The following is a 26,890-nucleotide window of genomic DNA, read 5'->3' as shown; positions in this document are numbered from 1 at the left end:
ATTATTCATGAACAAGATTAAAGTAGCTGTATTCGGTTGCGGAGCTATTGCTCAGCGCAGACATATTCCAGAATATGCAGAAAATGAACAAGTAGAATTGGTAGCTTTTGCTGATCCTAATCTAGAACGTGCACAAGAAATGGTTGACCTATACGGCGGTAAAGCCTATGCAAGCTACGAAGAAATTCTAGCGAATGAAGAGATCGATGCGGTAAGCGTCTGTACACCGAACTACTTGCATGCTCCTATGACCATTGCAGCAGCAAATGCAGGTAAACATGTATTGGTTGAAAAGCCTATGGCGTGTTCGATTGAAGAAGCAGAGCAAATGATCGAAGCAGCTCAAAAAAATAACGTATACTTGATGGTAGGTCATAATCAACGTCTAATGCCTCCTCATGTAAAAGCAAAAGAAATTTTGGATTCAGGTAAACTAGGTAAAGTCTTAACATTCCGCACATCTTTCGGACATCCTGGTCCTGAAGCTTGGAGTGTAGATGGAGCAGATAGCTGGTTTTTCCGTAAAGAAGAAGCGATTATGGGTGCAATGGGCGATCTAGGTGTACACAAATCTGACTTTATTCGTTATTTGTTAAATGATGAAGTAGCAGATGTCGCTAGTTTCATCGGTACTTTGCACAAAGAAGGTACAGAAGTAGACGATAACGCTACTTGCTTGTTACGTATGAAGAGCGGTGCGATCGGTACACTGGTAGCAAGCTGGACACAGTACAAAGGTGGAGACAACAGTACTATCTTGTGGTGTGAAAACGGTGTAATGAAAATCGGAACAGTTCATGGTAACGAAGTCATTGTAGAACTAACAGATGGAACCGTAGAAACATACGAAGTAGGTATGATGTCTACCAATGAAAAACAAGTTCCTAGTGGTGTTATTGATGCATTTGTAGAGTCTATTACTACGAACACTCCTCCTACAATTTCGGGCGAAGAAGGTTTACGCGCGGTCAAAGTAATTTTGGGTGCTTTTGAATCGCAAAAAACAGGACGTGTCGTACAATTGTAATGGTTTAGCAAATAGTGCATGTGACTTGAACACGCATTATAACGATCTGTATATAATAAGTGGAAAGACCGTAACTTCTTTATCGAAGCTACGGTCTTTTTTTTATGCCTCTATATTTTGCATGTATCTATAATGACATGATTATGTATAAATTTGTTTCTATTATATTCAGCAAGAATACAAGCATGTTCACCGTACAACTTCTAAAATAGAAAGTCATTAAAACAAATTAAAAATAATAGTTGACTGATCGTTCTCAAATAAACTATACTTTATTCATTGAGAACGATCATTCTCGAAAGGTTACATGTTGGATCATTAATAAGCTATTGAGTAAGAAATTATTTTTTTGACCATTTAAGAACGATCATTCTAAATTAAGAGTAGTGAAAACATGGACATTTCAAAACAAGTAGTTATTATTAGTGGTGCTAATCGAGGTCTGGGTAAGCAATTAGCTCTTGAGCTTTTATCAAGAGGAGCTAAAGTCTATGCAGGTGCAAGAAAGCCAGAATCTGTCGATCTACCGGGAGCTATCCCATTACAATTGGATATCACTGATCCTCACTCTGTGATGGCGGCAACTGAAATCGCAAGTGATGCCACTGTTTTGATTAATAATGCAGGTACAGCAACAGGAGCTTCTTTACTTACAGGAAATTTAGACGATATTCATTTGGAATTTAACACTCATCTGTTCGGTACTCTTTCTATGGTTCGTGCATTTGCACCGATTATTGAAAAAAATGGTGGAGGTTCTATTCTAAATATCTTATCTGTATTGTCTTGGGTTAGTATAGGGCAAGAAGGAGCATATACGGCTGCCAAAGCTGCTGCATGGGGATTAACCAATGTGTTACGTCTTGAATTAGCTCCTAAAAATATCAAAGTAGCTGGATTACATGTAGGCTTTATGGATACAGATATGATGGCTGGTAGTGATGCACCTAAATCTGCTCCAGAAGATATCGCTAAAATCGCTGTAGATGGAATCGAAGCTGACCATTATGAGATTCTTGGTGATGAGATCAGCCAACAAGTACAACAAGGTCTTGCTGGTGGTATTCCTGCTCTATATCCGCAACTATTTCAATAAAAGTAGAGTCATAATTGATAGATATATTTAACGTTTGAATCTTTCTTTACTTAACGTTCTCAATATGTTACATTTTTCGTATTGGGGGGAGTTTTGTGTCCAGAAGCAAAGAATTTGACGTGAATGAAGTATTAGATAAAGCTATGATCCTTTTCTGGGATCAAGGTTATGAGAAAACATCGATGAGTGATCTAGTCACACATATGGGTATTCATCGTAGAAGTTTATATGATACATTTGGTGATAAACACTCACTATTTCTACAGGCGATCACTCGTTATATGGACAAAGTAAAAGCGAATCTTACGAGTGAAATCAAGCCATCCAAAACGGCTACAGAAGCATTGTATTCTCTTTTTCAATTCATGATTTTAGATAAAGAAGATTTGCCATCCGGTTGCTTAATAGTCAATTCAGTAACAGAACTGGCGGCGCGCGATGCAGAGGTAAATGCCAAATCTATCGAATCATTTGAAGGCATCGAAGATATGTTTGAACAGATTATTTTATGGGGTCAACAGGACGGAGAATTTACTTCAAAGCAGAGCGCTAAAGAACTAGCTAAATATCTGCACACAGTGTCTATCGGTATACGAGTCATGGGTAGATCTTCTGTAGATAAAGCCCAATTATCACATACGATAGATGTCTCTATAAACTTATTAAAAAGCTAATATCATATAGAAATAGATGTAAAGTCGCTCATGTAGCGGCTTTTTTTTACGTTATAGAGTTCTTGGAGTTTACTTCTAATGGCTGTAAGAGAATCAGGCAATCATTTAAGATAATCAGGATATTAGAATAACGATCTTATGAGTCATAATAGTCATATAGGGCAAGACACCCTGACGTACACCATTCCAAAGAAAGGATGTAGATACATGTATAATCATGACAAGACATTTCCCAATGATCGCTTACCATTAACACAAACAGATGCTGACTTTATTGAACGTTTTGATCATTTTGTATTACATGAAGTCGCAAATCAAAATGATCTGGATGATCGTACTCGAATGATGGCTATTGTCGCTACATTAATCGGATGTCAGGGCATCGATGAATTCCAAGTTATACTTCCCGTAGCGCTTCACGCTGGTGTAACAGCTGTCGAAGTGAAGGAAATCATATATCAGTCTGTAGCTTATCTCGGCATAGGACGTGTGTTACCTTTCTTACATGCTACTAATGATATGTTGACTGCACAAGGTGTAGAATTGCCTTTGCCTTCTCAATCGACAACGACTATAGCTAACCGTTTAACAGCAGGGATTCAAGCACAGGTAGATATTTTTGGTAATCAGATGCAAGATTTTTGGAAATCGGGGGCAGAAGAAACTAGACATATAAATGAGTGGTTAGCGGCTAATTGCTTTGGTGATTATTATACTCGAACAGGTCTAGACCATTTGCAACGAGAAATGATTACATTTTGCTTTTTGTCTGCACAAGGCGGTTGTGAACCTCAATTAACCAGTCATGCGGTCGCTAATATTAGGCTAGGTCAGGATAAGCATTTTCTGATTAAAATTATTTCTCAGTGTCTTCCTTATATCGGGTATCCACGAAGTCTGAATGCACTGCGTTGTGTAGAAGAAGCCGCCCAGCAATCGAAATAGTCAGATCGATGATTCGTTTAAGGTATTTTATTGTAACTAATAGATAAGCTTATCAAAAGAAAGTAGGGATATATTATGAAAAACGAACAATTACAAAACAGTACTATTTTTCCTTTAGGTGAGAAAGTAAAAGCTAACTTTGTAGGGGACGCTTATTTGCAAATGATTTTCACCGATGCTACTCCTTTAAATACAGCGATTGGTAATGTGACATTCGCTCCTGGTGCTCGCAATAACTGGCATTCTCATCATGTAGGTCAAGTGTTGTTAGTGACTGGTGGCAAAGGATGGTATCAAGCCGAAGGACAGCCTGCTCAAGCTCTTCAGACAGGGGATGTTATCAATATTCCGGCTAATGTGAAACACTGGCATGGCGCTACGAAAGACAGCTGGTTCGTTCATTTAGCGATGACTCCGGGAGAAACAGATTGGCTTGAACCGGTAGAAGATGAATGGTTCGATCATTTATAATATTAATGAAATATTAACAATGCATTTCAAAAAAAGATTGATATAAAACAGTCGATACCTGCTACCATCCAAGTAAACTAAAACTAAAAAAAGCTAGTAGAGTCACTCATACAGAGCGCTTTACTAGCTTTTTGATATGAATTATATGAATCGTTACTTAATCATAGTTAAGTTGATAGATTTGCAAACTTATTTATAAAGAAATAGCAGTTAGCTTATCATTCTTGCTAATAGCATTTCTAAATAATAGCACCACTAGACTAATGATTAAAGATAGAATGCCTACAAATACGATATAGGATGTATTAAATCCTGCTAACAATAACCCTCCTCCGGCTGCACCAATCGTTGTGCCTAAATTACAAGCAGATATAAATAAGCCATTAGCAAAATCAGGTGCTTCAGGCGCTGTCGTAGCAATCAGGTATTGATTGATATTTGCCATCATTCCTCCGGCTAAGATTCCCCATACTAAAGCAATCATCATTATAGCTAAGGTGGATTGACCTGCTACAAACATGATCAGGTAGACAACTCCTAATAACAAAGGAAAACCAAATATAGTCTGAGTGGCACTCGATATCAGCAATCGTCCTGATACGATATTTCCGATTATATTAGCACCACCGAAAATAAATAACGTAGCACTGATCAAACTTGGAGCCATATGTGTAACTGTAATTAGATAGTCTGCAAAATAACTATAAACACCAAAAATAGATGCATTCAAAAAAATAACAGCCATTATAGAAATCCATAATACAGGTTTGGTCATAACAGATAGTTGTTTACGATAAGAAAGCTTTTTGACAACAGGCATCGAAGGGATAAAGAATAAAGTAGCTACAAATATGATCGCATTGATCACAACAAAAAAGGTCATAGCCATCTGTAGCGAAAAGACTGTATTGATCAGACTAACTATCGGTACACCTGCTACCATTCCAGCAGATACACCTATAAAGACTTTACTTACAGCTTTAGGCATTTCCTGTTCACTTACTGAAGAAGCAGCGACTGTAAATGCTAATGAACAATAAATAGGATGAAAAAAAGCAGGCAAAATCCGAGCAATCAACAGCACTGTAAAATCAGTAGTCAATAACGACACTGTATTGCTTATAACAAACACGCCTAACACCAGTAACATTACATATTTCCGATTAATAGCTGAGAAAAGTAATGGCATCGTCGGCCCTGAGATAGCTACAATCAAAGCAAATAAACTGACCAACAGTCCTGCTTTGGTCACACTCACATTAAAATGCTCTGCTATAGAGGGCAGTATGCCAATCACGCCCATCTCGGTATTGATGATACCAAATACACCGATCGTAAGTATGATGAGCAGTAAACGATTTCCTTTATTCATAGTCCAACTCCTATCTTTATCCCGTATCTTTATCGTAAAAGCTATACTTTTAGATTAGGATGTATACTACAATTGATGTTTTTACAACAACTGTCTATAATTTATAACTGGAGTAGATCTATTACAAGATATGCAAATCGTTAATTTCACTCTAGATGATGTTTATACGACAATTTTATAAATATTGTTGATAATAAATAAGGATGTGTAGAACCCACATGGTAAAAGTAGATCGAAGAGTGTTAAGAACTCAGGAAGCGATAAAAAAAGCATTTTTAGAATTAATGTCAGAAAAGAAATTTGAAAGTATTACGATTCAAGATATAGCTGATCGAGCGAATATCAATCGTGCGACAGTATATCTTCATTATCTGGATAAATTCGATCTGATCGATAAGATTATTGAGGAGCATATTTTAAATATGTCTGAGATCTGCGAGACAGAAGCTGAACTGGATTGGTTCGAATCTACGGTACTTTGTATAGAGTATTTGGAAGAAAATTATTTGTTCTTTTCGACTATGCTAGCTAGTGAAGGAGCTTCTTTTTTCCGTAATCAATTTGTTCAGCATAATATTAAAGAATTCAAAAAAGATATTGATATTACTAAAGGTAGAAATAAAGGGCAGAATGAAGAAGTTGTCGCTGAATTTGTAGCTAATGCATATGTAGGTGTCGTAGAGTGGTGGATCAAAAATGAGATGCCTTACACACCTAAAGAAATGGCAGAAAAATTAGGAGATTTATTAGAGCGAGTAGTAGAATCTTAGAAGTATAGCGGAAGCCATATGATGAATACAGTAGCATGAAAGACAAAAACGACTACACATTGGAGTCGTTTTTTTGTTTTAGTTATTTTATTTGTGACTAATGAATAACTTGATTTCGTTTGAGTAATCCCCATAATTGATTGGAAATCTCATCAGGCGATTGTGGCATCTGATTGACAATCCACCATTCAATCGTTCCTAACTTGTGAAAAAGATATGTAGATAAAATTAAGTCGTGAGAAAAACCTTTTAGCTTAAATGAAATATGATAATTATGTATGAATTTTTAATTTTATACCATACAAAAAAGCATGGCTAAAAGAACAAATCAGCTACGAGTTGTTCTTTGTTTGGATATGAAGCACTGTGACTAGCTCTCCGCTAAAAACAATTTTTCTAACTAATGGCCATCCCAAACTTCAGGTCAAAAGGTTTCGATCCTGTGCGATGCCTACTTTTTCAGTCACTTTAGATCAATTGGAACGGTCAAACGGCGAATATTTATTAGCATGCTAAGGAATTCTATTGACAGCTAAATTCTCTCATGATAAATTTAGTGTGCTAAATATATTTTGGGTAGTGGAAGTTTAGCAGTGAATAATCAAATTGATTGCGATATTCATCAATCATTAGATAAAATCTCATCTCGAATGTATAGAGATTATAACGAAAGTTTGAGAGAACTTAATCTCTATATAGGTCAAGATAATTTGTTTTTTCGCTTGTTTTCAAGGGATGGGATTACCCAGAAGTAACTATGTGAACATTTAAAATGTGAGCCTCCTATGGTGACAAATATGGTTAAATCGTTGGAGCAAAATGGATTTGTACATCGTAAACGGGATGAACAAGATGCAAGATTAATGCGAATCTATCTTACAGAGGAAGAACGCTTATTTTTAAAAGAATTGATGATTCGAATGGAGAAAAATTTGTTTTGATTTTTCTTTAAATTAATATTTAGCCCGCTAATTTTTTTGTTTTCACAGAGAAAATTTAGTGAGGAAATGCAACCGCCAGTTTTTGGTGTATGACTTTTAAGAAAATACTTAGTGGGCTAAATAATAATAGAGTTTCTTAAATTATTTGTTATACGAATTTTTAAATTTGTTTTCATTATAAGAGCGATACAAATGGTTTCAGGATATGGGGGAGAATTTAGCGCTTGGCGGATACCAGGTAGGGCAAATCCCGCCAAGCCGCTCCGGTACGTGCGACCCAAAGTACCGCATTCAGTCGATGTCTACGATCTTTCGAAGGTCGTCCTCCTTGTGTTTTTCGGGCAGGTAGCAGAAAAGGCTTGATAGCGTTCCATCCTTCATCGGTTAAATCGTATCGTCGTCCCATGTCTTTAATTTGACAGATTTGAGAGGGTTATTGAAGTTTGTTTACAGGGCTTAGCAAGTAGATATCATATGAAAATAAATTAGGAGGATTTATTTATGTCTGAAAAAAAACAAATGTTGCTTGGTTTAGGATTTACAGGGGCATACGGTGCAAATGCTAAAGCTTGGAAAAGTGAAGGTGTCAATGTGACTACTTATCCAGATATTAATGCAGATATTCGATATGCTCAACTTGCTGAAAAAGGTAAATTTCAATTTCTATTTATAGGTGATTTCCCTGGAGCAATACCCGATGATAACAGGGAAGTGCCAGCGATGACGCTTGAACCTATCATTACTGCCACTGCAATATTACAACAAACAAAACACATTGGTGTGGTGTCAACTGTACATACTCAGTGGAATAATCCTTTTACTTTAGCACGTCAATTTAAAGGGATAGATTTAATGAGTGGTGGACGTATTGCTTGGAATGCAGTTACGGGATCAAGTCCAAAGGTAGCAGAAAACTTTGGTGTAAAACTAATGGATAGTAGATCACGTTATGAAAGTCATTATGAGTTCGTAGAAACTGTACAGCACTTATGGGCAACATGGGGAAAAGATGCTCTAAAAGCTGATAAAGAAACCGGTATATTTGCGGATTATAGCCAAGTAAAACCTGTCCATATATCTGGTAAATATATACAGGCAATTGGAGCCTTGCCAATTCCACCTTCACCACAAGGACAACCGGTCATCTTTCACTCTGGTGGATCTCCAAATAGTATTGAATTTGCAGGACGCTATGCGAGTGCAATGATTGGTGAAGTATGGACGAGAGAACAAGGTATTGCTACAAGAAATGCACTACGCCAGGTTGCGATAGACGCGGGTCGAAATCCAGATGAGATTAAATTTATCGCAGGACTCATGCCGGTTGTTGCGAATTCTAAACGCGAAGCAATAGATCGTCACGCAAGTTTTATGGATGAAAATATAGTACAACAACGTGCATTTCATATCGGAATGGTACTAGGAATCAGCTTAACTCCTGAAGATTTAGAACGCCCGATCGCACCAGAACTTTTAGACAAAGTAAAAATCGGCGCTTACTCTGATCCTCGTGCCGAGAACGTTTTAAAAGTGGCACGTGAAGGTTGGACATTACGCGATATCATTTATCATTCTGTGATTGATTACCATCCTGCAACATTAGGTGATGCAAAAGAAACTGCAGATTACCTAACTGAAATGTTTGAAAGTGGCGCAGCAGACGGCTTTTGGATACTCCCAGATGCTTATGAAACCGACTTAAAACGTTTTGTAGAAGAAGTGGTTCCTATCTTACAGGAACGTGGTTTATTCCATGAAGATTATAATGGAGATACATTAAGAGAAAATCTTGGTGTGCCTTATCAATATGGTGTAGATAAACGATTATCTTAATAGAATTCATATAGAGCACAGGCTGATAATGGCATCGGGCTTAAGTATTCTAGGAATCAAGAAGTTCAGCACGTTAAATCTGCTTCCGTCTTTGTTGGTTCCAATAATCGTATTTGGGTTTATTCACATATTTCATTTGTAAGGAGGATGGTCTGCAATTGGGAGCGGATTATTATTACACAACAAGTGATCCTGAAACCTTCTAGAAACTAGCAGGTTCGTTTGATCTCATTATAAATACAATAAGCGCAAACGTTGATATTAATGCTTATCTTTCACTATTAACTGTAAATGGTACTATGGTCAATGTCGGTGTCCCATCAGAACCATTACCTGTTCAGGATGTCACTAGAACATTTGGAAGCAGTATCGGAATTAAGAAAAGTAGTTGATGCATATGCCATTTTAACCGACGAGAAAAAGATTTTAGAGCAAATGGATTTATTTACACCAGATACCCGGTTTACTATTTATATTGACGATCATTTGATTTCTGATATCAAGGGACTAGAACAATTACAACAAGAATTTATGACTCATGTGAATGAAGTTAAGCGTTATTTTACAATCAATGGACAACATCAGGTTACAGTACATGGAGATACAGCAGAAGGCATTGTATTTTCACAAATGAAAGTCATTCGGGAAGAACATGGAGTGGATATTCTATCTGATTACAGTATTCAATATCATGATCTTTATGTACATCAAAATGGAAAATGGCTCATTAAAGAGCGTAAAGAATACATGATCATGGTCGAAGCTAGACCGCTACAAGCTTGAAAAAAAGAGCCGATGAATTCCTTCATTGGCTCTTTCTGTTGTTAATCTATCTGATCTATTGGTGATAGCGTTATTATTATATGTCAGAATGTTGTTATATTACAGAGGTCATGTTATGATAATTTCGGATAAAACATTATTTTCAATTAAATACATATTTATACTTTTGTGCCGGGATCACTGATGACCAACAATACGTAGGTGATTATTTTTTTAATGGATTATGTAAGCGTTAACATTTTTTATTTTTGTATGATTATTTTTCTTGTAAGTACAAATCTGAGTCTATTCTCTTTCTCTAAAATAATGGATAGCTCAGTTTTATACTATATAAAACTATGGAGGTACGCAGATGAGTAGAAAATGTTTGGCTTTGTTTCTTTCCTTCGCTCTATTGTTCAGTATTTTCTCTACAGTAAGTGTTGATGCTGCTAATCGACCATTAGCCAAGCTTCCGGGAAATTCGAATCCTTTGATGGATCACAAACTTGGAGCTGATCCGTATTCATTGGTTTATAACGGAAGAGTGTATATTTACATGTCTAGCGATACTTATGTGTATAACAGTGATGGATCAATCAAAGAAAATGATTTTAGCTCACTCGATCGTATTCAAGTGATCTCTTCAGCAGATATGGTGAATTGGACTGATCATGGAACAGTACCGGTTGCCGGAGCTAATAACAAAAACGGTGGAAAAGGAATTGCTAAATGGGCTGGCAACTCATGGGCTCCAGCAGTTGCGACTAAGAAAATAAATGGTAAAGATAAATTCTTTTTATATTTTGCTAATGGTGGAGCAGGCATCGGTGTCTTGACGGCTGATACTCCGATTGGGCCTTGGACAGATCCACTGGGCAAAGCTTTGGTGACTCAAAGTACGCCTGGTATGGCAGGGGTAACATGGCTTTTCGATCCAGCTGTTCTTGTGAATGATGATGGTAACGGATATTTGTATAGCGGAGGCGGAATCCCTAATGAATCTAACCCTGCTTCTATTGCTAATCCGAAAACAGCCAGAGTGATCAAATTGGGAGCAGATATGATTAGTGTGAATGGAAGTGCGACCACTATTGATGCTCCTTATATGTTTGAAGATTCGGGTATTCATAAATACAACGGAAAATATTATTATTCCTACTGCATCAATTTTGCAGGTACACATCCTGCACAATATCCAGCAGGTGAGATCGGTTATATGGTAAGTGATAATCCGATGGGGCCTTTTACGTACAAAGGTCATTTCCTCAAAAATCCGTATAATTTCTTCGGTGTAGGTGGTAACAACCATCATGCTGTATTTAATTTTAAAAATGAATGGTATGTCGTGTACCATGCGCAAACGGTCAGTAAAGCTCAAATTGGCACAGGTAAAGGTTATCGTTCACCGCATATCAATAAGTTAGTTCATAACGGAGATGGCAGTATTGCTGAAGTACAAGCAAATATGACTGGAGTCTCTCAATTATCGAATATCAATCCTTATACAAGAGTAGAAGCAGAGACAATTGGATGGCAAGCTGGAATTGCTACAGAACCAACCCAAGCAAGCGGTGGGCCGATTAGCAATCTTAATGTAACAAATATTAACAATGGTGATTGGGTAGCTGTAGGTAGAGCAGATTTTGGTTCAAGTGGAGCCAAGTCGTTCAAAGCTAATGTAGCTGCTACTAGCGGTGGAAATATTGAAGTGCGACTGGATAGTGATACCGGTCCATTGGTAGGTACATTGAAAGTAACTTCGACTGGAGGGATGCAGAACTGGAAAGAAATGCAGACAACGATCAATAATGTAACTGGTGTTCATAATGTATATCTTGTATTTACAGGATCAGGCAATGCTAATCTGTTCAATCTAGATTACTGGCAGTTTGGTTCTTAATATGTAAGCAACATGGTAACGATGGAATGACTAGGAAATGATCTGTAAAAGAGTAAACATCATTTTATAGTATTGCTTTTATCTCATATTCAGATGGAGGTATTTATGAAAAAGAAATCTTGGTTCACATTAGTAGCTACAGGCATTATCTCGCTGTTTGTATCGGTAAGTGCTTTTGCAGGAACTGTATTTTGGGAGCCATTAACATATTTTAATGCAAGCACATGGCAAAAAGCAGATGGTTACTCTAATGGAGATATGTTCAATTGTACATGGCGTGCCAACAACGCTAATTTTACAAGTGATGGTAAGCTTAGATTGGGTCTAACCAGTTCAGCGACAAATAAATTTGACTGTGCAGAATACCGCTCAACCAACAAATATAAGTACGGCTTGTATGAAGTTAGTATGAAACCTGCCAAAAACACAGGTATTGTTTCTTCTTTCTTCACGTATACAGGACCTACAGATGGTACACCTTGGGATGAGATCGATATTGAATTTTTAGGTAAAGATACGACTAAAGTACAATTGAACTATTATACTAATGGTGTAGGAAATCATGAGAAGGTTATCAATCTGGGCTTTGATGCTTCGCAAGGTTTCCATACGTATGCTTTCGATTGGCAGCCTAATTCAATCAAATGGTATGTTGATGGCGTGCTCAAACATACAGCAACAACCAATATTCCAACCAATGCAGGTAAAATTATGATGAATATCTGGAATGGCAAAGGAGTCGACGATTGGTTAGGTTCTTATAATGGAGCGAATCCATTGTATGCAGAATATGATTGGGTAAGATATACAAGTAATTAATAATATTCTTACAACTAACATTAACGATGATACAAAAAGAGACAGCCTAAAAGGGCTGTCTTTTTACTTCTTTGCACTGTATAGATTTCTGTAGTCACATATGATCGAAATATTCTAGCGACAGAAGGGATACTGTAAAATAAAGCAATAAATAATGAATAGAATACTTGAAATAAAAACGAATAAAAAACCAAAAAATAAATAGATAGTTCGTAATTAAAGACATAAAGAACAATATTTCATTGACAATATACGTTATATTCATTAAAATTCGAAATGGACGTCAGATTTAAAACGAATTATAAATATAATTGCCTTGATTTTATTCATAAGCCTATGTGTTAAATCCTTATGACTATTATAGGAGTACAACTCATATCATCCTATAAAAGAATGAGGATTTTTTAGCGTTTATGAATAGATACGGAGTGGAGGATGGCTTTACCATGGATAACTGGTTCAAACTCAAAGAAAGAGGCACCACCGTTTCAACAGAAATTATTGCAGGCTTAACTACATTTTTTACGATGGTCTATATCGTTATCGTAAATCCGGGAATACTCAGTAGTACGGGTATGGATTTTAATGGGGTATTTATTGCTACGATTCTAGCAAGTATTGTAGCAACTCTGATTATGGGATTATGGTCTAATTATCCGATTGTGTTAGCACCGGGTATGGGTCTGAATGCATTTTTTGCCTATAGTGTTGTCGGTGGGTATGGTGTAACCTGGCAAGTTGCTTTAGGCGCAGTATTTATCGCAGGGATTTTGTTTATTATTTTATCTGTGACTTCATTCCGTTATATGTTGCTGGATGCAATTCCGGCAAGTTTGAAGCATGCGATTACCGCGGGAATCGGGCTTTTTATTACCACAGTGGGTTTACAGAACTCTGGTATTATTATCGCTTCTGAATCCAATCTAATTACGATTGGTAATTTGACAGAGCCAATGACGTATCTAACGATTATTGGATTACTGATCACTGTCGTTCTGATGGCTTATAATGTAAAAGGATATCTCTTCATAGGTATGGTCGTTACCGCTATTCTTGCTTGGATTTTAGGATTGTTCCAATTGCCTGCATCGATTATGGCTATGCCTCAAGGGCTTTCTACAACCGCTTTCCAACTGGATCTAGCAGGAGTATTCTCAAATGGTCTATATACGATCATATTCACATTCTTATTAATTACTTTATTTGATACTACAGGAACCATGCTTGGTGTTGCTGAACAAGCAGGGCTACTTAACAAAGATGGCAAATTCCCGCGGTCTCGTGGTGCGCTACTAGCAGATGCAGTAGGAACGACAACAGGTTCTTTACTTGGAACAAGTCCAACTTCTGCTTATATCGAGTCTAGCACAGGTGTTGCTGCTGGCGGTCGAACAGGGCTAACGGCGATTACAGTCAGTGTTCTACTTGCACTTACGTTATTCTTTGCACCTATTGTCAGTGTATTATCCGGCATTTCAGCGATCACTTCACCGGCATTGATTATTGTGGGTTACTTTATGATCAGCGTAATTAACAAAATTGACTGGAAAGATCTCGAAGTAGCATTTCCAGCTTTCTTAATTATTATTTTAATGCCATTAACACACAGTATTGCAACAGGGATTGGTTTTGGTTTTATTTTCTATCCATTGCTTAAGCTTCTTCGTGGTAAAGGTAAAGAAGTTCATCCAATTTTCTATATTTTTGCAGTGTTATTCTTAATTCAGCTTGTATTTCTGGATCACTAACATATCGATTCTGATTAAGAAGAGGGCGGTCTATTATAGATCGTTCTCTTTTTGTATTTGCAGATATATGATTAGCGTACATCAAAGTAATGCCAAATATATAAATCAAATAAAACCGCTATAGCCATCAATAATATAGTAAAAAAGAAACGTTTCGCATCGCAAGCAGAAAAGGTAGTCTGATTCTATCCTTTTAGTAAGCGTTATCAATTAATGGTTTACTGTGATGAAACATTCATGTTATTATAAATGGCGAAACGTTTCAAATTTTATTTGGAAGGAGAAAAGTAAATGAACAAAGTAAAAGTATTGAGTCTATTTGTAGCTTTTTGCCTGTTAACGGGTTTAACTTTCACTCCTATGGTTTCAGCTTCACCATCTTCAAGTAAAAAGACTGCATTCAACACTGAATTGAAAGCGGTTGCAAAGAAAACATATGCATACTTTACAGACTATACAGATACGGTGACTGGCTTAACATACGACGAAGTTAGAACGACTGAAAAAGGAACAGAAGAAGCAAAACGGACATCACCTACTAATATCTCTATGTATATGATGAGTACTGTTTCTGCTCAGCGATTAGGTATTATTAGCAAAAAAGAAGCAGTAACAAGACTGCAAACAACGCTAAATTCTCTTGAAAAGATGGATAAATGGAACGGGTTATTTTACAACTGGTACAATACCGAAGACGGATCACTGAAAAAAGACTGGGGGCAATTTATTTCTCAAGTAGATAATGGCTGGATGTCAGCAGGTCTGATTGTAGTAGGTCAGGCATACCAAGAACTTCATGAGCAGACGAGCCAACTGGTTAACGCTATGAACTATACAACATTATACGATCCTGAAGTGGGTCAATTCCGTGGTGGATATGATGTAGCCAAAGGAGAACTGACAGAACATCATTATGGTTCTTTTTATACCGAGCCGCGTGTAGCAAGTTATATTGCGATCGGCAAAGGCGATGTTCCCAAAGAGCATTGGTGGAAAATGTACCGCACAATGCCAGCGGAATTCGATTGGCAATCTCAAGTTCCTCAAGGCAAAACAGTCAGATACGATGGAGTAAAGGTATTTGAAGGAAGCTATGTATATAAGAATAAAAAATTTGTTCCAAGCTGGGGCGGTAGCATGTTCGAGGCACTGATGCCAGGCATGGTCATCAAAGAAAAAGAACTAGGTACCCGAGCACTTGGACTCAATAATAAACGCCATGTTCAATTACAAATTCAATATGCCAAAGATAAAGGATATGCTGCATGGGGATTCTCACCTGCTGCAACACCAACAGGATATAGTGAATTTGCAGCTACACCGCTTGGAATATCAGGATACAAAGACAGTACAACTGTAACGGCTCATGCAACATTTCTAGCCTTAGAATATGCACCTGAAGCCGCACAAAAGAACATCAAAGCACTTCAAAAATTAAAGATGGCAGGAAAGTACGGTTTTTATGACTCTGTGAATGTGAAGACAGGTGAGCTTGCCAAAGCGTATCTTGCTCTCGATCAAGGAATGATTATGATATCTATCGCTAACTATCTACAAGATGGAGTCATTCGCGATTATTTCCACAGTGATCCTATTGGGAAGAAACCCGAAAGCTTGCTGAAGAAAGAAGTCTTTTCTATTCAATAAAAAGGTGGATCATTCCATTTCAGATACAGTCAAAATATAATGTAAAAGACGAATATGAGAGACTGATATGTTACGAGATCACTGTAAAAAAGAAAATAGTAAATAAACTACGACCATTCACTGGTTCAATAACAGTGAATGGTCGTTGCTATATCAAGTCTAACTATGCCTTTATTATTCTCAGCTATGAACCTACATTATCATTGTGTTTCTTATATTCGATTCCCCAAGTCTCCATAACCTCTATAATTGGTCTTAATGTATTGCCTAGATCACTTAAACTGTACTCCACTCTAGGAGGAACTTCAGCAAAAACAGTGCGAACAATAATGCCGTCATCTTCCATAGCCCGCAAATTTTCTGTCAAAACCTTTTGACTAATATCGGGAATACTTTTACGTAATTCTCCAAAACGCTTTGTTCCTTTCAGTAAATCTCTCATCACAAATAATTTCCATTTATTCCCTATAAGACCGACAGTTGTCGCTACAGGACACAAAGGTAGTTCCTTTTTCGAAATCATATATGTTAACCCTCCAATAGTTACTTTTTAATTCTTAACATTACAAAAGAGTGTCTACTTTCAAAGTAACTGTAATGCTTAAAATATAAATTTGTCAAATAGGCTGATTAGGAATAAATAATTTCAAGTTTGACTAAAAATTTAATTTGGCTTAGTTACAAAAAGGTTCCTATACAACATAAAAGTGCCTACTGCTCAAATAAAAATAACTAGATTATGATAGATATATCAATAATAAAAACAAAACTAAAATCATTACTAGATAATATTTTTGTATTAAAAGAAAGCCCTATTCAATTAATAGGGCTTTTCTATTTATCTACTCTATGATCAGAATATTCTTTTAAATTGATAATTAAAGGAGCATAACTACTATGACTACAAAGAGTATTACTTATCCTCTTAATACATTACCAGAAGGAGCAATACCCTATGGTGTAGCTGTTAATCCGGGAACTATAGAAGGAAGACAAGCATTACGTGTTACGCTAACGGATGAAATTTCTAAGGGAGAACCTACTATTGATTTTATTGATATGCCAACATTTTTAATCATTCCTACAGATTTTAAAAACGGCACTATATCGGTAGATTTATTTAGTCAACTACGCAAAGATGCTCCAGATTATGCGCGTGGCTTTGCAGGGTTAGCTTATCGAATAAATGCTAATCAGGACTTTTTTGAAGCTGTTTATCTTCGTCCCTTGAATGGATTGAAAGTAAATCCAGCCCCACCCCGCGATCAACGGGCAATCCAATATTTTTGTTACCCTAACTGGAAATTCGACCGCCTAAGAGAAGAGTATCCAGATGGAGATTTTGAAGCTGGTGCACCTATTGGACCGTCCGAGTGGATTAACCTTAGACTAAACATTGATGAGAATAATCTCACTGTATTTGTTGATGATGTTGAATGTATTTCATTGAATCAAACGAAAGCAGAAGGAACTTATGGAAAAATTGGTCTTTTTGTAGATATTGGAACTGAAGCTTACTTTTGTAATCTTAAAATTGATGCTGATTTGAGATAATGTCTTAGCTATTTGTATTGGTTACTAAAAGGTGCCTACTTTTCATAAAAAAATATTACATTTATTATAAACCGAGCATCTTCATTTTAATTTAAGCAGAGTATCTAAAAGCAATAGAATTTTTAATAGGTAGGCGGGCAGACTTGGAAAATAATAATATTTGGATACAAATCGTACAGTACTTCTCTGATCATTGGATGCAGTATAGCTCATCTTTTAAAGAGCATATCCTCATTAGTATGATTGCTCTTATTTTTTCGATAGGTATTGGCATTGGTTTTGGATGTTTTTGTAATAAGTACAACCAATATGCGAAATGGATCATTTCTGGATTTCAAATATTGCGTATTGTTCCTAGCTTAGCCGTGCTGTTCTTGCTGATTCCTGTAATGGGAACGGGTATTCAGCCGGCTCTTATAGCTTTGGTCTTTTTGGCTATTCCTCCCATACTAATGAATACAGTAACTGGTTTACAGGAAGTGCCTGCTTTTTTGCAAGAATCGGCATATGGATTAGGAATGTCTGAACGTCAGTTATTTTGGAAAATGAAGTTGCCGTTAGCAGGTCCGATGATCCTAACAGGTATTAAGACAGCAATGATTGAAATTATTGCGAGTGCAACACTTGCTTCTAAAATTGGAGCAGGTGGTTTAGGAGATATTATTTTTACAGGACTAGGGCTCAATCGAATAGATCTTCTACTTATAGGTGGAATTTCAGTAGCACTGCTATCTATTGTGGCAGGATTTTTACTGGATAGATTAGATCATCTTTTATTTAGATACAAATTTTTAGACAAATAGGGGGAAATGAATAATGAAGAAAATAAACAGATGGGCTGTAGTAATCTTACTCATTGGAGCATTATGTGCACTAACGGCATGTGGACATAAAAGTTCAAATAGCGAAAACAAAGCAACAATCGTCATAGGCACTAAAAATTTTACTGAAAATCTGATTGTTGGAGAAGTATATGCTTTAGCTTTAGAAGATGCCGGTTATACGGTTAAAAGAGTGCCTAATATTGCAGGCTCTGTTATTCATTCTTCTCTTATCAATAAAGAAATTGATATGTATCCAGAATATACAGGAACAGGTTTATTAAGCATATTAAAATTGGATTTAATGACTGATCCTAAAAAAGTATATGAAACTGTAAAAGCCGAGTATGAGAAACAATTTCAAGTGACATGGCTTAATTACTCAGAAGCTAATGATGGGGCAGGTCTTGTTATTCGTAGCGACTTATCTAAGCAATTAGGTATCACAACTATTTCTGATTTGCAAAAGCATGCTTCACAATTACGTTTTGCATCACAAGGCGAAGTTGATCAGCGTGAAGATGGTATCCCAGCATTAGAAAAAGTCTATGGCAAGTTTGATTGGAAATCTTCTAAGGTATACGATAACAGCTTGAAATATGAAATCCTTAGAAATAATGAAGCTGATGTAGCTCCTGCTTATACTACAGAAGGACAGTTAGTGAATACAAATGAATTTACCCTGTTAAAAGATGATAAACAAGTATGGCCACCGTATAATTTAGCGCCTGTTATTTGCGATGAAGTATTAAAAGCTAATCCAAATATTGCACAAGTGATTAATAAAGTGAGTGCAGCAATGAACATTTCTAACATAACGGCACTGAACGCCAAAGTGGATGTCAATAAAGAAGAATATGAAGATGTAGCTAAAGAATTTTATGAGTCTATTCAATAATTAAATGATATAGGAGGAATTATGCTTCAACCAGCCATTGAATTTCGCAATGTGAGCAAGTCATATCGGTTAGCTACAGATTATGCCGTAGATCATGTCAGTCTTGATATTTATGAAGGAGAATTTATCACTATATTAGGTTCTTCCGGCTCAGGTAAAACAACACTTTTAAAAATGATTAATCGTTTGTACGAACCTAGCGAGGGACAAATTAATCTCTTTGGTGAAAATATCGCTAATATTGATCCTGTTCAATTAAGAAGAAAGATTGGTTATGTTATTCAACAGGTAGGGCTATTCCCTCACATGACTATTGCTCAAAATATTGAAACAGTGCCCAAACTTTTGAAATGGACTCGCTCTCAAATGGAGAAAAAGACAGATGAATTACTACAATTAGTGGGTCTAAATCCTCAAGAATACAAATCTCGTTATCCTTCACAATTATCGGGTGGACAGCAACAACGGGTTGGTCTGGCGCGCGCATTAGCAATAGATCCTAAAATTATGCTTTTGGATGAACCGTTTGGAGCAGTTGATGCTATCACCAGAATACATTTGCAAGAGGAGTTGATACGCATTCATGGAGGGCTAAAGAAAACATTTTTGCTGGTTACACATGATATTAATGAAGCTTTCAAACTAGGAAATAAAGTTATCATTATGGATAAGGGAAGCGTTTGTCAGTTTGATACACCGCAAAATATTGTACGTCATCCAGCAAATGAATTTGTTATGAGTCTTCTCGCATCTTCACGAAAACAGGAGCAATTCTGGGAGGGGATTTATTGATTTCATATGCTCTCAAACATCCAGAAAAATTAGGAGAAGCTCTGTTAGAACACGTAGAAATGTTGATTATTATTATGTTGATTTCTATTATCATCGTTTTTTTATTAACCATGCTATCGATGTATTCTCGTTCTTTTGCTAAAAGTATAATCTATCTTTTTTCTATTATTTATTCTATTCCCAGTCTTGCTCTTTTTGCCATTTTGATTCCGATAACTGGATTAGGAGAAACCACAGCAATTATAGTGCTGGTTATTTATAATCAATATATTTTACTTCGTAATTTTATAGCAGGATTGGAGGAGATTGATCCTTCTATTATAGAAGCAGCAAAGGGATTAGGAATGACTCATTTGCAGATATTGTTTCTTATTCGATTTCCATTATCGGTAAAATCTATTCTTACAGGAATACGTCTTGCTACTGTCATTACTATAAGTATGGCTACAGTTGCTGCTTTTATAAATGCAGGTGGATTAGGTACTATTTTGTTCGATGGACTTCGCACAATGAATATATATAAAATCTGGTGGGGTACGATTTTATCTGCGGGTTTAGCTATTATTTCTAATATAATCCTAATTCAAATCGAGAACAAAATAACCAGAATAGTTCATACGAATTGAGTTGTTTAAGTATCCATAGAACTTATTATTTTTTCAATGAGTATATAATCTTACCAAATAGAAGCAGGTGAAATTTGTATGAAAGCAGTAGTTCTAAGTAAACCAGTTACAGCTACTAATTTAATCGTTCAAGAAGTACCTATACCTGAAGTTAAACCCGGCTGGGTACTAGTAAAAATCAAAGCATTCGGTATTAATCGATCAGAAGTATTTACTCGTCGTGGAGAATCTCCATCTGTTAAACTCCCGCGAATTATTGGTATTGAATGTGCAGGAGAAATTTTTGACCCTTCAGATAGTACGTTTTCTAAAGGACAAAAAGTGATCTCAATGATGGGCGGCTTGGGTCGTCAATTTGATGGAAGCTATGCGGAGTATGCTCTAATTCCTGCTATACAGGTGTATGCAGTTGATACAGATATGGATTGGGTACAGTTAGCTGCTATTCCAGAAATGTATTACACTGCCTTTGCTTCACTTTTTGATGTACTTATGCTAGATAGTCAAGATGTAATTCTTATACGGGGAGGTACGAGTTCAGTAGGAATTGCGGCTTTACAATTAGCGAAGAGCATTGGGGCAATTGTGATTTCAACAACACGTACAAAAGCTAAAGTGGATATGCTTAAACAATATGGTGCGGATCATGTGCTGCTAGACGATGAATCTATACAGCAAGAACTGGAAACGATCATTCCTAAAGGAGTAAATAAAGTATTAGAACTTATAGGAACAGTTACTTTGCAGTCATCGCTTAATATGTTAGCACCACGTGGCGTTTTATGTATGGCTGGTATCTTGGGAGGACAATGGGTAATGAATGAATTTGAACCTATGAGTGCTATTCGTTCAGGTACTTATTTCACTCAATTCGATAGTGAACATATTAAAAGCGAACTTGTAACTGAATTACTTCATTATATTCATAAACACGAAATTAAAGCACCAATTGCTAAAGTCTTCACTCTTGATCAAATTGGTGAAGCTCATCAACTTATGGAACAAAATATAGCTAACGGTAAAATTATTATCAACAATCTATGATAAAAGAAAAGGAGTAATATACAAATGGCATTTGATACAACTAAAACAGCATTGTTAATTATTGATTTGCAAAATGATAATTTAATTAAAGGTGGTAAATTTGAAAATTCTGGAGCTGTAGAACATGCTCAAAAACAAAATGTAGTCGAGAATATCAAAGCTATCGCTGATCATGCAAGAACAGCAGGAATCCCTGTTTTTCATAATCTTTTTGTAGTTGAAAAAGGAGCCAAAGGTATTGGCAATCGTGCTCCTATATTTCAGGCTATTGCTGAAACAGAAAGTATTGTAAGAGGCACATGGGGTGCGGCTCCAGTCGAAGGTTTAGAACCGAAAGAAGGGGATTTTGTTATTGAGAAATCCCGTATGAGTGCTTTTAATGGTACTCAATTAGATGTTTTACTAAGAGGGCTTGGTATTGAAACCATTATAGTCACAGGTGTATGGACAAATATGGCTGTAGAACATACTTGTAGAGATGGCGCAGATCATGGCTACCATGTTGTTATCGCTACAGATGGAACATCAACAATTAGTGAAGAGTGGCAAAAGGCTGCACTTGATTATGCTATGAACAATATTGCAACTAAAATGACTTCTGCGGAAATCATCAGTCATATCTAAAGGAGAACACCATTTATGAACTCGTTATCTCATGAATTATCGTTTTTGAAAAAAGATTATGTATTTCCACATGAGGTTCCAGAGACACTTTCTAGATTATCGGACTTTGAAGATTTAGAGATTCAATCATTTACTACAAGTGATGAGGTCACATTGCGTTATTGGGCTGCAGGAAGTGGAAAGCCTTTGGTTTTCCTTCCGGGTTGGTCAGGTAATGGAACTCATTTCACTTATGTAATGTATTTGCTCCGTCATCATTATCGAGTCTATGCTCTGGATTACCGAAATCATGGATTATCGGATAGTGCTGATTATGGAAATCGTATTTCACGTTTCACTATGGACGTAAAGGAATTTACAGAACATCTAGGCATTGAATCAGCGTACTTTGCAGGTCATTCTATGGGGTCAGCTATACTTTGGAACTTTATAGATCTGTTTGGAACCTCTGCTATTCTAAAAGCCGCTTTTATCGATCAGCCACCATCTATTTTGAGTCGTGCTGATATGAATACTCAAGAGCGCTTGGAAGCAGGCGCAATGTGTGATACAGCAGATGAATTAATCGAGTCACTGACTTCACATGAACCTTCAATGATGACATTTGCCCCCAATACTGCTTATAGCGAAAATGTGAGCCATCTATCTTCACAACGTATACCTACAAACCATGAGCTGATGAGTAAAGTTTTATACGATCATGCAAGTAATGATTGGCGCGACGTAATTAGCAAAAAAATAGATATTCCAACTGCCATTTTTACGGGTGAATATAGTCCTAATTTAACTAGTCAACGTTGGATGCATTCAGTTGTTTCTCATTCTGACTTATATGTATATACAAAAGCAGAGCATGGAGATCATCTTTTAATAGCTAAAAATCCGGTTAAGTTTGCTAAAGATTTGAATAGCTTCCTACTGAAAGAAGGTGAAACGAAATGAGTAAAAGTGTCTATCAGCACGGAACCATGGCCAAGTTTGTTCCAGGTTTATATGATGGAACAAAAAAGTTAGTCGACATACTAAAAGAAGGTGATACGGGTCTTGGCACAGGAGATGGAATGGATGGAGAATTAATTATTATAAAAGGAATTCCTTTTCGAGTAACTAGCACTGGTGAGGTAACCATTGTTCCTGAAGATGAAATGATTCCATTTTGTACCGTTCATTTTGCTGACTTTTCTCGCTTGAATCTATTTAATCGCATTGAACGCAAAGAACTAGAGGATGAGATTTTAGAGCGTACTCATTATCGTAATATTATTTTTGCAATCAAAATAGAGGGTACATTTTCTAATATGAAAACACGTACTGTTATTAAACAACATAAACCTTATGCTCCACTTCATAAACTGGAACAAAAACAGATCGAATTTGAAAAAGAACAGGTTGCAGGAACGCTGATTAGTTATTATTTCCCTGAGCTATATAATGGATTAAATGTTTCAGGGTTTCATCATCATTTTCTTGCTGACGATCACTCTATTGGAGGACATGTACTGGATTTTGTGCTAGAGCAGGGTGAAGTATCTATACAACCATTTGATACATTCGTACAACAAAATCCAATACATGATAAAGAATTTTTGGAAGCAGATTATTCTTTATTTGATTTACATGATAGTATTTCAAACCTAGAAAATTAATAAATTACAAATAAAAAAAGCTCATTTCAATCATGAGATGAGCTTTTTAAGATTAAAATACAACAATATGAGTTGGATGATTCTTGATGTAATAGTCTAATAATATGATAATATGATTAATAGTGTGCAAATACATAAACACGGGGTCAACCCAGGTGGATACAATGAGTTTAGAACATGAATTTTTTCTAATTAACAACGATTTTAATATGGACAATGTGTATGAATGGTACAGATCTAATCGTTATACATGGACACAAAAAGCAAGTATATCTGATGATATGATTTTGTATCTAATGGATTTTTTGAACTGGATACCTACTTATGATCCTGCAACACAACAAAGTACCAGAGGATTAACGTATTATGGCTTAACTATTATATCTGCAACAGAGTCTGGAAAGTTAAAACAGCTTTTAGAAAAATGGCTTGATTTTATAGAAGAAGCACCAGACATATTTAGTTTGAGAGGTGAGACCGTTTGGAAAGAAACAGAGCACGAAGAAGGCTACTGGGAAAGTACTAGAAATCGAGTTCTCCGCAAGACTGTGCAAAACGAATTACAATTATTAATAAATCTAGCTATTGAAGCTTATAGCAACAATAAGTCTATTCTTCACTTTGGCATTTGAATATTTTGCAATGATATGTATGGAGGTACTGAGGATGAAGCGATATCAGGTGGTTCACTCTCATTTTTCAAATTATCCAGATCCTATTGTATTGGCTAAAGGCGATACTGTCTTATATGGAAGAGAAGATACAGAATTTCCGAATTGGATTTTTTGTGAAGCTGTTCATTCTCAAAAGCATGGTTGGGTTCCCAAGCAAATATTAAGCTCACTTGATGAAAATCAAATTTCTACCGTTTTAACAGATTATTCTGCTTATGAATTAACCGTAAATCCCGGTCTGATCGTAGAGCAAGAATATGAGTTGAACGAATGGAGTTTGGTACATACGACAGACGGTGAAAAGGGTTGGGTTCCTAATAAAGTATTGATGTTAGTAGACTATCCCAAACCAAAATAAAAGCTAGATACCTGAGACAGTCTATCATTTGATAGGCTGTTTTTGTTGAAAAAACAAACGTATATGATACAAATCAACACGAATAATAAGTAATTGGAATGCAAAAGACGAATACAAGAGCTCTCATCTTATGAGATTACTCGTATTCGTCTACTTTAGCTATCGTACTTATTGATGATCATATAAGCAGCTTCATCTGATATTTGAAAAGCCTGTTCTCGAGAGATACTGAAATCGAGTAGTAGCATTTTAGGCCATAGCACTTGTCCTGCAATTGTACTCATAAATTCGTTAGCCGCTTTTGACGCATCAGGCAAACTAATATTACCCAGCTCAACTTCATCGAGTAAATATTGCGTCAACTTCTGATGCACAGCACCTTCGCCCAGTTCATAATGAAAAAGACTGAGTTCGGGGAACTGCTTGGCCTCTGCAATAACAACTCGAAACAAAGGAGCCATTCCATCACGAGTCAGTACGCATGCATAGTCTCGTCCGAATTTTATTAATCCTTGCAAAGGAGAGCCAAGTACTGGTGGAAGATCCCATTCAGGATCAAGCTCCCAAAAATGCTTGACGATCGTTTCGAAGATCAATTCCTTTGTTGGAAAATGATTAAATAATGTTCCGGTAGAGAGACCAGCACCTTTTGCGATCTGAGATAATGTGGTGCGTGCATATCCTTTTTCAAAAAAAAGTTCTTGCGCTGCAGCAATAACACATGCTCTTTTTTCTTCTTTTATACGTTCATGGTAAGTTGATTTTATGCCCATATGTCCACTCCAAAGTTGGATTTAAGTCCTATCGGAGGGGTGAAACCCTCTTGTATACTATACAACAATTGAAAGTATTCTAAAAGAAAAAGCTGCTTAAGTGCCCATGAAGGGCTCTAAGCAGCATTAATTTTAACTTTTTAAAGAATCGTTTGAGCGCCATCCAGAATCAAGTCAACCCCAATAGTGAAGCGTGACTCATCTGAAGCTAGATAAACGACAGCTTTCGCAATTTCTTCAGCTGTACCTAAGCGCCCAGCTGGAATACCATCACGGATACCGTCCATAACGATGTCACGAACTTCTTCAGTAATACCCAGTTTATTTTTATCATAAAGTGGTGTATCAATTGGTCCCGGGCTCACTGTATTGAAACGAATACCATGAGACGACAGTAAGTCAGAGTTCCATGCTTTGGTTAGAGTAGAAATAGCACCTTTGGTAGCTGCATAGGCGTTAGAATTTGTATACCCTGCATGAGAACTGCTTGATCCCATAAGTACAACAGAGGATGGATTAGCCATTACAGGAACTAATGCTTGCATTAAGAAAAATGGAGCTTTTACATTGATAGAGAACAAGCGATCAAAGTTAGTTTCATCGATTTGATCAAATGGACGCCAGTGGGATACACCTGCGTTTAAGAAAGCAATATCTAGCTTGCCAAAATGTTGTCCAACACGTTCAGCCAATTGACGTTGAGCGTTAAGGTCTCGAGAATCTGCTTGAAGCACAAGGACTTGATCTCCAAGTTCCTTTTGCGTTTTTTCTACGTTTTCCGGAGTTACTCCGGTAACAATCAAACTAGCACCTTCTGCTAAAAATTGCTTAGCTGTTTCCAAACCAATTCCGCTAGTGCCACCTGTAATAAGTGCTTTTTTACCATTAAGTCTACTCATGTTCAAACCTCCATTGCAAATTACTTACATGGATAAATATAAGGCAACTTTAATACAAAGTCAAGTAACTCAACTTTATATTTTTTTGGTATTGATAAGAAGCTTATTAAAACAGCAGGAATAATAAATAAAAAGATTGTTAATATAGATTACAGAAAGAGTGATATACACTG

General features: G+C 36.5%; 27 protein-coding genes and 4 pseudogenes. 26 read left to right on the top strand and 5 right to left on the bottom strand.

The features are described 5' to 3' along the window. Positions 1-7: 7 nt before the first annotated feature. From QCD85_RS08675 to QCD85_RS08655, 5 genes are all read left to right on the top strand, one after another. A complete protein-coding gene (locus tag QCD85_RS08675) occupies positions 8-1,027 on the top strand; it encodes a Gfo/Idh/MocA family protein (RefSeq protein ID WP_274169951.1) in 1,020 nt (339 codons plus the stop codon). Positions 1,028-1,421: 394 nt separating this feature from the next. After that, complete coding sequence (locus QCD85_RS08670) at positions 1,422-2,123, top strand: SDR family oxidoreductase (RefSeq protein WP_301262328.1); 702 nt, start codon at positions 1,422-1,424, stop codon at positions 2,121-2,123. Positions 2,124-2,218: 95 nt separating this feature from the next. Then, positions 2,219-2,797 (top strand): TetR/AcrR family transcriptional regulator, encoded by a 579-nt coding sequence (locus tag QCD85_RS08665; protein WP_301262327.1) that lies wholly within the window; start codon positions 2,219-2,221, stop codon positions 2,795-2,797. A gap of 207 nt (positions 2,798-3,004) precedes the next feature. Further along, a complete protein-coding gene (locus QCD85_RS08660) occupies positions 3,005-3,742 on the top strand; it encodes a carboxymuconolactone decarboxylase family protein (protein ID WP_301262326.1) in 738 nt (245 codons plus the stop codon). A gap of 75 nt (positions 3,743-3,817) precedes the next feature. After that, on the top strand, positions 3,818-4,213 hold the full coding sequence (locus tag QCD85_RS08655; protein ID WP_301262325.1) for a cupin domain-containing protein: 396 nt from the start codon (positions 3,818-3,820) through the stop codon (positions 4,211-4,213). A gap of 193 nt (positions 4,214-4,406) precedes the next feature. On the opposite strand, the gene QCD85_RS08650 is transcribed toward QCD85_RS08655, so the two are convergent. Then, positions 4,407-5,585, bottom strand: a complete 1,179-nt coding sequence (locus QCD85_RS08650) for an MFS transporter (RefSeq protein ID WP_301262324.1) — start codon at positions 5,583-5,585, stop codon at positions 4,407-4,409. Between the two features lie 218 nt (positions 5,586-5,803). Between QCD85_RS08650 and QCD85_RS08645 the strand changes: the two genes are divergently transcribed. Together QCD85_RS08645 and QCD85_RS08640 are read left to right on the top strand one after the other, a co-directional pair. Continuing rightward, positions 5,804-6,355, top strand: coding sequence for a TetR/AcrR family transcriptional regulator (locus tag QCD85_RS08645; protein WP_301262323.1), 552 nt, complete (start codon positions 5,804-5,806; stop codon positions 6,353-6,355). A gap of 770 nt (positions 6,356-7,125) precedes the next feature. Then, positions 7,126-7,296 (top strand): annotated as a pseudogene (locus QCD85_RS08640) (MarR family transcriptional regulator); the annotation flags it as partial. Positions 7,297-7,537: 241 nt separating this feature from the next. On the opposite strand, the pseudogene QCD85_RS08635 reads toward QCD85_RS08640, so the two are convergent. Beyond that, positions 7,538-7,702 (bottom strand): annotated as a pseudogene (locus QCD85_RS08635) (transposase); the annotation flags it as partial. Positions 7,703-7,797: 95 nt separating this feature from the next. Between QCD85_RS08635 and QCD85_RS08630 the strand changes: the two are divergent. The 8 genes and pseudogenes from QCD85_RS08630 to QCD85_RS08595 all read left to right on the top strand — a co-directional run bounded on the left by QCD85_RS08630 (position 7,798) and on the right by QCD85_RS08595 (position 16,008). Further along, positions 7,798-9,129, top strand: coding sequence for an NtaA/DmoA family FMN-dependent monooxygenase (locus QCD85_RS08630; protein ID WP_301262322.1), 1,332 nt, complete (start codon positions 7,798-7,800; stop codon positions 9,127-9,129). After that, a pseudogene (locus tag QCD85_RS08625) lies at positions 9,119-9,271 on the top strand (DUF554 family protein); the annotation flags it as partial. The gene QCD85_RS08630 and the pseudogene QCD85_RS08625, both read left to right, overlap by 11 nt. Further along, positions 9,270-9,503 (top strand): annotated as a pseudogene (locus QCD85_RS08620) (zinc-binding dehydrogenase); the annotation flags it as partial. The pseudogenes QCD85_RS08625 and QCD85_RS08620, both read left to right, overlap by 2 nt. Then, complete coding sequence (locus QCD85_RS08615; protein ID WP_301262320.1) at positions 9,487-9,912, top strand: nuclear transport factor 2 family protein; 426 nt, start codon at positions 9,487-9,489, stop codon at positions 9,910-9,912. The pseudogene QCD85_RS08620 and the gene QCD85_RS08615, both read left to right, overlap by 17 nt. 352 nt (positions 9,913-10,264) lie before the next feature. After that, complete coding sequence (locus QCD85_RS08610; protein WP_274169960.1) at positions 10,265-11,794, top strand: glycoside hydrolase family 43 protein; 1,530 nt, start codon at positions 10,265-10,267, stop codon at positions 11,792-11,794. 105 nt (positions 11,795-11,899) lie between these two features. Continuing rightward, positions 11,900-12,613, top strand: coding sequence for a beta-glucanase (gene bglS / locus QCD85_RS08605; RefSeq protein WP_301262319.1), 714 nt, complete (start codon positions 11,900-11,902; stop codon positions 12,611-12,613). A 446-nt stretch (positions 12,614-13,059) separates the two neighbouring features. Then, complete coding sequence (locus QCD85_RS08600; RefSeq protein ID WP_274169961.1) at positions 13,060-14,361, top strand: NCS2 family permease; 1,302 nt, start codon at positions 13,060-13,062, stop codon at positions 14,359-14,361. Positions 14,362-14,652: 291 nt separating this feature from the next. Then, on the top strand, positions 14,653-16,008 hold the full coding sequence (locus tag QCD85_RS08595) for a glucoamylase family protein (protein ID WP_301262318.1): 1,356 nt from the start codon (positions 14,653-14,655) through the stop codon (positions 16,006-16,008). Positions 16,009-16,192: 184 nt separating this feature from the next. On the opposite strand, the gene QCD85_RS08590 is transcribed toward QCD85_RS08595, so the two are convergent. Beyond that, complete coding sequence (locus QCD85_RS08590) at positions 16,193-16,531, bottom strand: winged helix-turn-helix transcriptional regulator (RefSeq protein WP_301262317.1); 339 nt, start codon at positions 16,529-16,531, stop codon at positions 16,193-16,195. Positions 16,532-16,905: 374 nt separating this feature from the next. Between QCD85_RS08590 and QCD85_RS08585 the strand changes: the two genes are divergently transcribed. The 11 genes from QCD85_RS08585 (at position 16,906) to QCD85_RS08535 (ending at position 25,045) form a co-directional block, all read left to right on the top strand. Continuing rightward, positions 16,906-17,562, top strand: a complete 657-nt coding sequence (locus tag QCD85_RS08585; RefSeq protein ID WP_301262316.1) for a hypothetical protein — start codon at positions 16,906-16,908, stop codon at positions 17,560-17,562. 143 nt (positions 17,563-17,705) lie between these two features. Beyond that, on the top strand, positions 17,706-18,365 hold the full coding sequence (locus tag QCD85_RS08580) for an ABC transporter permease (protein WP_301262315.1): 660 nt from the start codon (positions 17,706-17,708) through the stop codon (positions 18,363-18,365). Positions 18,366-18,378: 13 nt separating this feature from the next. After that, on the top strand, positions 18,379-19,281 hold the full coding sequence (locus tag QCD85_RS08575; protein WP_301262314.1) for a glycine betaine ABC transporter substrate-binding protein: 903 nt from the start codon (positions 18,379-18,381) through the stop codon (positions 19,279-19,281). A 21-nt stretch (positions 19,282-19,302) separates the two neighbouring features. After that, a complete protein-coding gene (locus QCD85_RS08570) occupies positions 19,303-20,073 on the top strand; it encodes an ABC transporter ATP-binding protein (RefSeq protein WP_301262313.1) in 771 nt (256 codons plus the stop codon). Beyond that, positions 20,070-20,699 carry an ABC transporter permease gene (locus tag QCD85_RS08565; RefSeq protein WP_301262312.1) on the top strand — a complete coding sequence of 210 codons (630 nt, stop codon included), beginning with the start codon at positions 20,070-20,072 and terminating at the stop codon, positions 20,697-20,699. Before QCD85_RS08570 ends, QCD85_RS08565 begins: the two co-directional genes overlap by 4 nt. A 78-nt stretch (positions 20,700-20,777) precedes the next feature. Next, on the top strand, positions 20,778-21,743 hold the full coding sequence (locus QCD85_RS08560) for a zinc-binding alcohol dehydrogenase family protein (RefSeq protein WP_301262311.1): 966 nt from the start codon (positions 20,778-20,780) through the stop codon (positions 21,741-21,743). 24 nt (positions 21,744-21,767) lie between these two features. Beyond that, complete coding sequence (locus QCD85_RS08555) at positions 21,768-22,367, top strand: cysteine hydrolase (RefSeq protein ID WP_301262310.1); 600 nt, start codon at positions 21,768-21,770, stop codon at positions 22,365-22,367. 15 nt (positions 22,368-22,382) lie between these two features. Then, positions 22,383-23,309, top strand: coding sequence for an alpha/beta fold hydrolase (locus tag QCD85_RS08550; RefSeq protein WP_301262309.1), 927 nt, complete (start codon positions 22,383-22,385; stop codon positions 23,307-23,309). Next, the gene (gene budA, locus QCD85_RS08545) at positions 23,306-24,013 is read left to right on the top strand and encodes an acetolactate decarboxylase (RefSeq protein WP_301262308.1); all 708 of its coding nucleotides are present in this window, start codon (positions 23,306-23,308) and stop codon (positions 24,011-24,013) included. The genes QCD85_RS08550 and budA overlap by 4 nt, the downstream gene beginning before the upstream one ends. 164 nt (positions 24,014-24,177) lie before the next feature. Further along, positions 24,178-24,645, top strand: a complete 468-nt coding sequence (locus QCD85_RS08540) for a hypothetical protein (protein WP_301262307.1) — start codon at positions 24,178-24,180, stop codon at positions 24,643-24,645. Positions 24,646-24,679: 34 nt separating this feature from the next. Continuing rightward, positions 24,680-25,045: an SH3 domain-containing protein gene (locus QCD85_RS08535; RefSeq protein ID WP_301262306.1), complete on the top strand. Its 366-nt coding sequence runs from the start codon at positions 24,680-24,682 to the stop codon at positions 25,043-25,045. 155 nt (positions 25,046-25,200) lie between these two features. Here QCD85_RS08535 and QCD85_RS08530 read toward each other — a convergent pair whose 3' ends face one another. Further along, positions 25,201-25,818, bottom strand: coding sequence for a TetR/AcrR family transcriptional regulator (locus tag QCD85_RS08530; RefSeq protein WP_301262305.1), 618 nt, complete (start codon positions 25,816-25,818; stop codon positions 25,201-25,203). Between the two features lie 140 nt (positions 25,819-25,958). Then, positions 25,959-26,717 (bottom strand): SDR family oxidoreductase, encoded by a 759-nt coding sequence (locus tag QCD85_RS08525; protein ID WP_273612359.1) that lies wholly within the window; start codon positions 26,715-26,717, stop codon positions 25,959-25,961. Positions 26,718-26,890: the final 173 nt, after the last annotated feature.

This window comes from Paenibacillus sp. PsM32 (assembly GCF_030433815.1).
Lineage (GTDB): Bacteria > Bacillota > Bacilli > Paenibacillales > Paenibacillaceae > Saccharibacillus > Saccharibacillus kyungheensis.
Note: the sequence above shows the minus strand (reverse complement) of the source record. Positions and strands in the feature narration are given on the sequence as shown.

Bases quoted from the DNA above. Each gene is read 5' to 3' on its own strand.
- QCD85_RS08655 (WP_301262325.1), top strand. From the start codon at position 3,818: ATGAAAAACGAACAATTACAAAACAGTACTATTTTTCCTTTAGGTGAG.
- QCD85_RS08590 (WP_301262317.1), bottom strand. From the start codon at position 16,531: ATGATTTCGAAAAAGGAACTACCTTTGTGTCCTGTAGCGACAACTGTC.
- QCD85_RS08550 (WP_301262309.1), top strand. From the start codon at position 22,383: ATGAACTCGTTATCTCATGAATTATCGTTTTTGAAAAAAGATTATGTA.
- QCD85_RS08560 (WP_301262311.1), top strand. From the start codon at position 20,778: ATGAAAGCAGTAGTTCTAAGTAAACCAGTTACAGCTACTAATTTAATC.
- QCD85_RS08650 (WP_301262324.1), bottom strand. From the start codon at position 5,585: ATGAATAAAGGAAATCGTTTACTGCTCATCATACTTACGATCGGTGTA.
- QCD85_RS08585 (WP_301262316.1), top strand. From the start codon at position 16,906: ATGACTACAAAGAGTATTACTTATCCTCTTAATACATTACCAGAAGGA.
- QCD85_RS08595 (WP_301262318.1), top strand. From the start codon at position 14,653: ATGAACAAAGTAAAAGTATTGAGTCTATTTGTAGCTTTTTGCCTGTTA.
- QCD85_RS08675 (WP_274169951.1), top strand. From the start codon at position 8: ATGAACAAGATTAAAGTAGCTGTATTCGGTTGCGGAGCTATTGCTCAG.
- QCD85_RS08645 (WP_301262323.1), top strand. From the start codon at position 5,804: ATGGTAAAAGTAGATCGAAGAGTGTTAAGAACTCAGGAAGCGATAAAA.
- QCD85_RS08610 (WP_274169960.1), top strand. From the start codon at position 10,265: ATGAGTAGAAAATGTTTGGCTTTGTTTCTTTCCTTCGCTCTATTGTTC.
- QCD85_RS08630 (WP_301262322.1), top strand. From the start codon at position 7,798: ATGTCTGAAAAAAAACAAATGTTGCTTGGTTTAGGATTTACAGGGGCA.
- bglS (WP_301262319.1), top strand. From the start codon at position 11,900: ATGAAAAAGAAATCTTGGTTCACATTAGTAGCTACAGGCATTATCTCG.
- QCD85_RS08555 (WP_301262310.1), top strand. From the start codon at position 21,768: ATGGCATTTGATACAACTAAAACAGCATTGTTAATTATTGATTTGCAA.
- QCD85_RS08600 (WP_274169961.1), top strand. From the start codon at position 13,060: ATGGATAACTGGTTCAAACTCAAAGAAAGAGGCACCACCGTTTCAACA.
- QCD85_RS08660 (WP_301262326.1), top strand. From the start codon at position 3,005: ATGTATAATCATGACAAGACATTTCCCAATGATCGCTTACCATTAACA.
- QCD85_RS08540 (WP_301262307.1), top strand. From the start codon at position 24,178: ATGAGTTTAGAACATGAATTTTTTCTAATTAACAACGATTTTAATATG.
- QCD85_RS08530 (WP_301262305.1), bottom strand. From the start codon at position 25,818: ATGGGCATAAAATCAACTTACCATGAACGTATAAAAGAAGAAAAAAGA.
- budA (WP_301262308.1), top strand. From the start codon at position 23,306: ATGAGTAAAAGTGTCTATCAGCACGGAACCATGGCCAAGTTTGTTCCA.
- QCD85_RS08535 (WP_301262306.1), top strand. From the start codon at position 24,680: ATGAAGCGATATCAGGTGGTTCACTCTCATTTTTCAAATTATCCAGAT.
- QCD85_RS08670 (WP_301262328.1), top strand. From the start codon at position 1,422: ATGGACATTTCAAAACAAGTAGTTATTATTAGTGGTGCTAATCGAGGT.
- QCD85_RS08525 (WP_273612359.1), bottom strand. From the start codon at position 26,717: ATGAGTAGACTTAATGGTAAAAAAGCACTTATTACAGGTGGCACTAGC.
- QCD85_RS08570 (WP_301262313.1), top strand. From the start codon at position 19,303: ATGCTTCAACCAGCCATTGAATTTCGCAATGTGAGCAAGTCATATCGG.
- QCD85_RS08575 (WP_301262314.1), top strand. From the start codon at position 18,379: ATGAAGAAAATAAACAGATGGGCTGTAGTAATCTTACTCATTGGAGCA.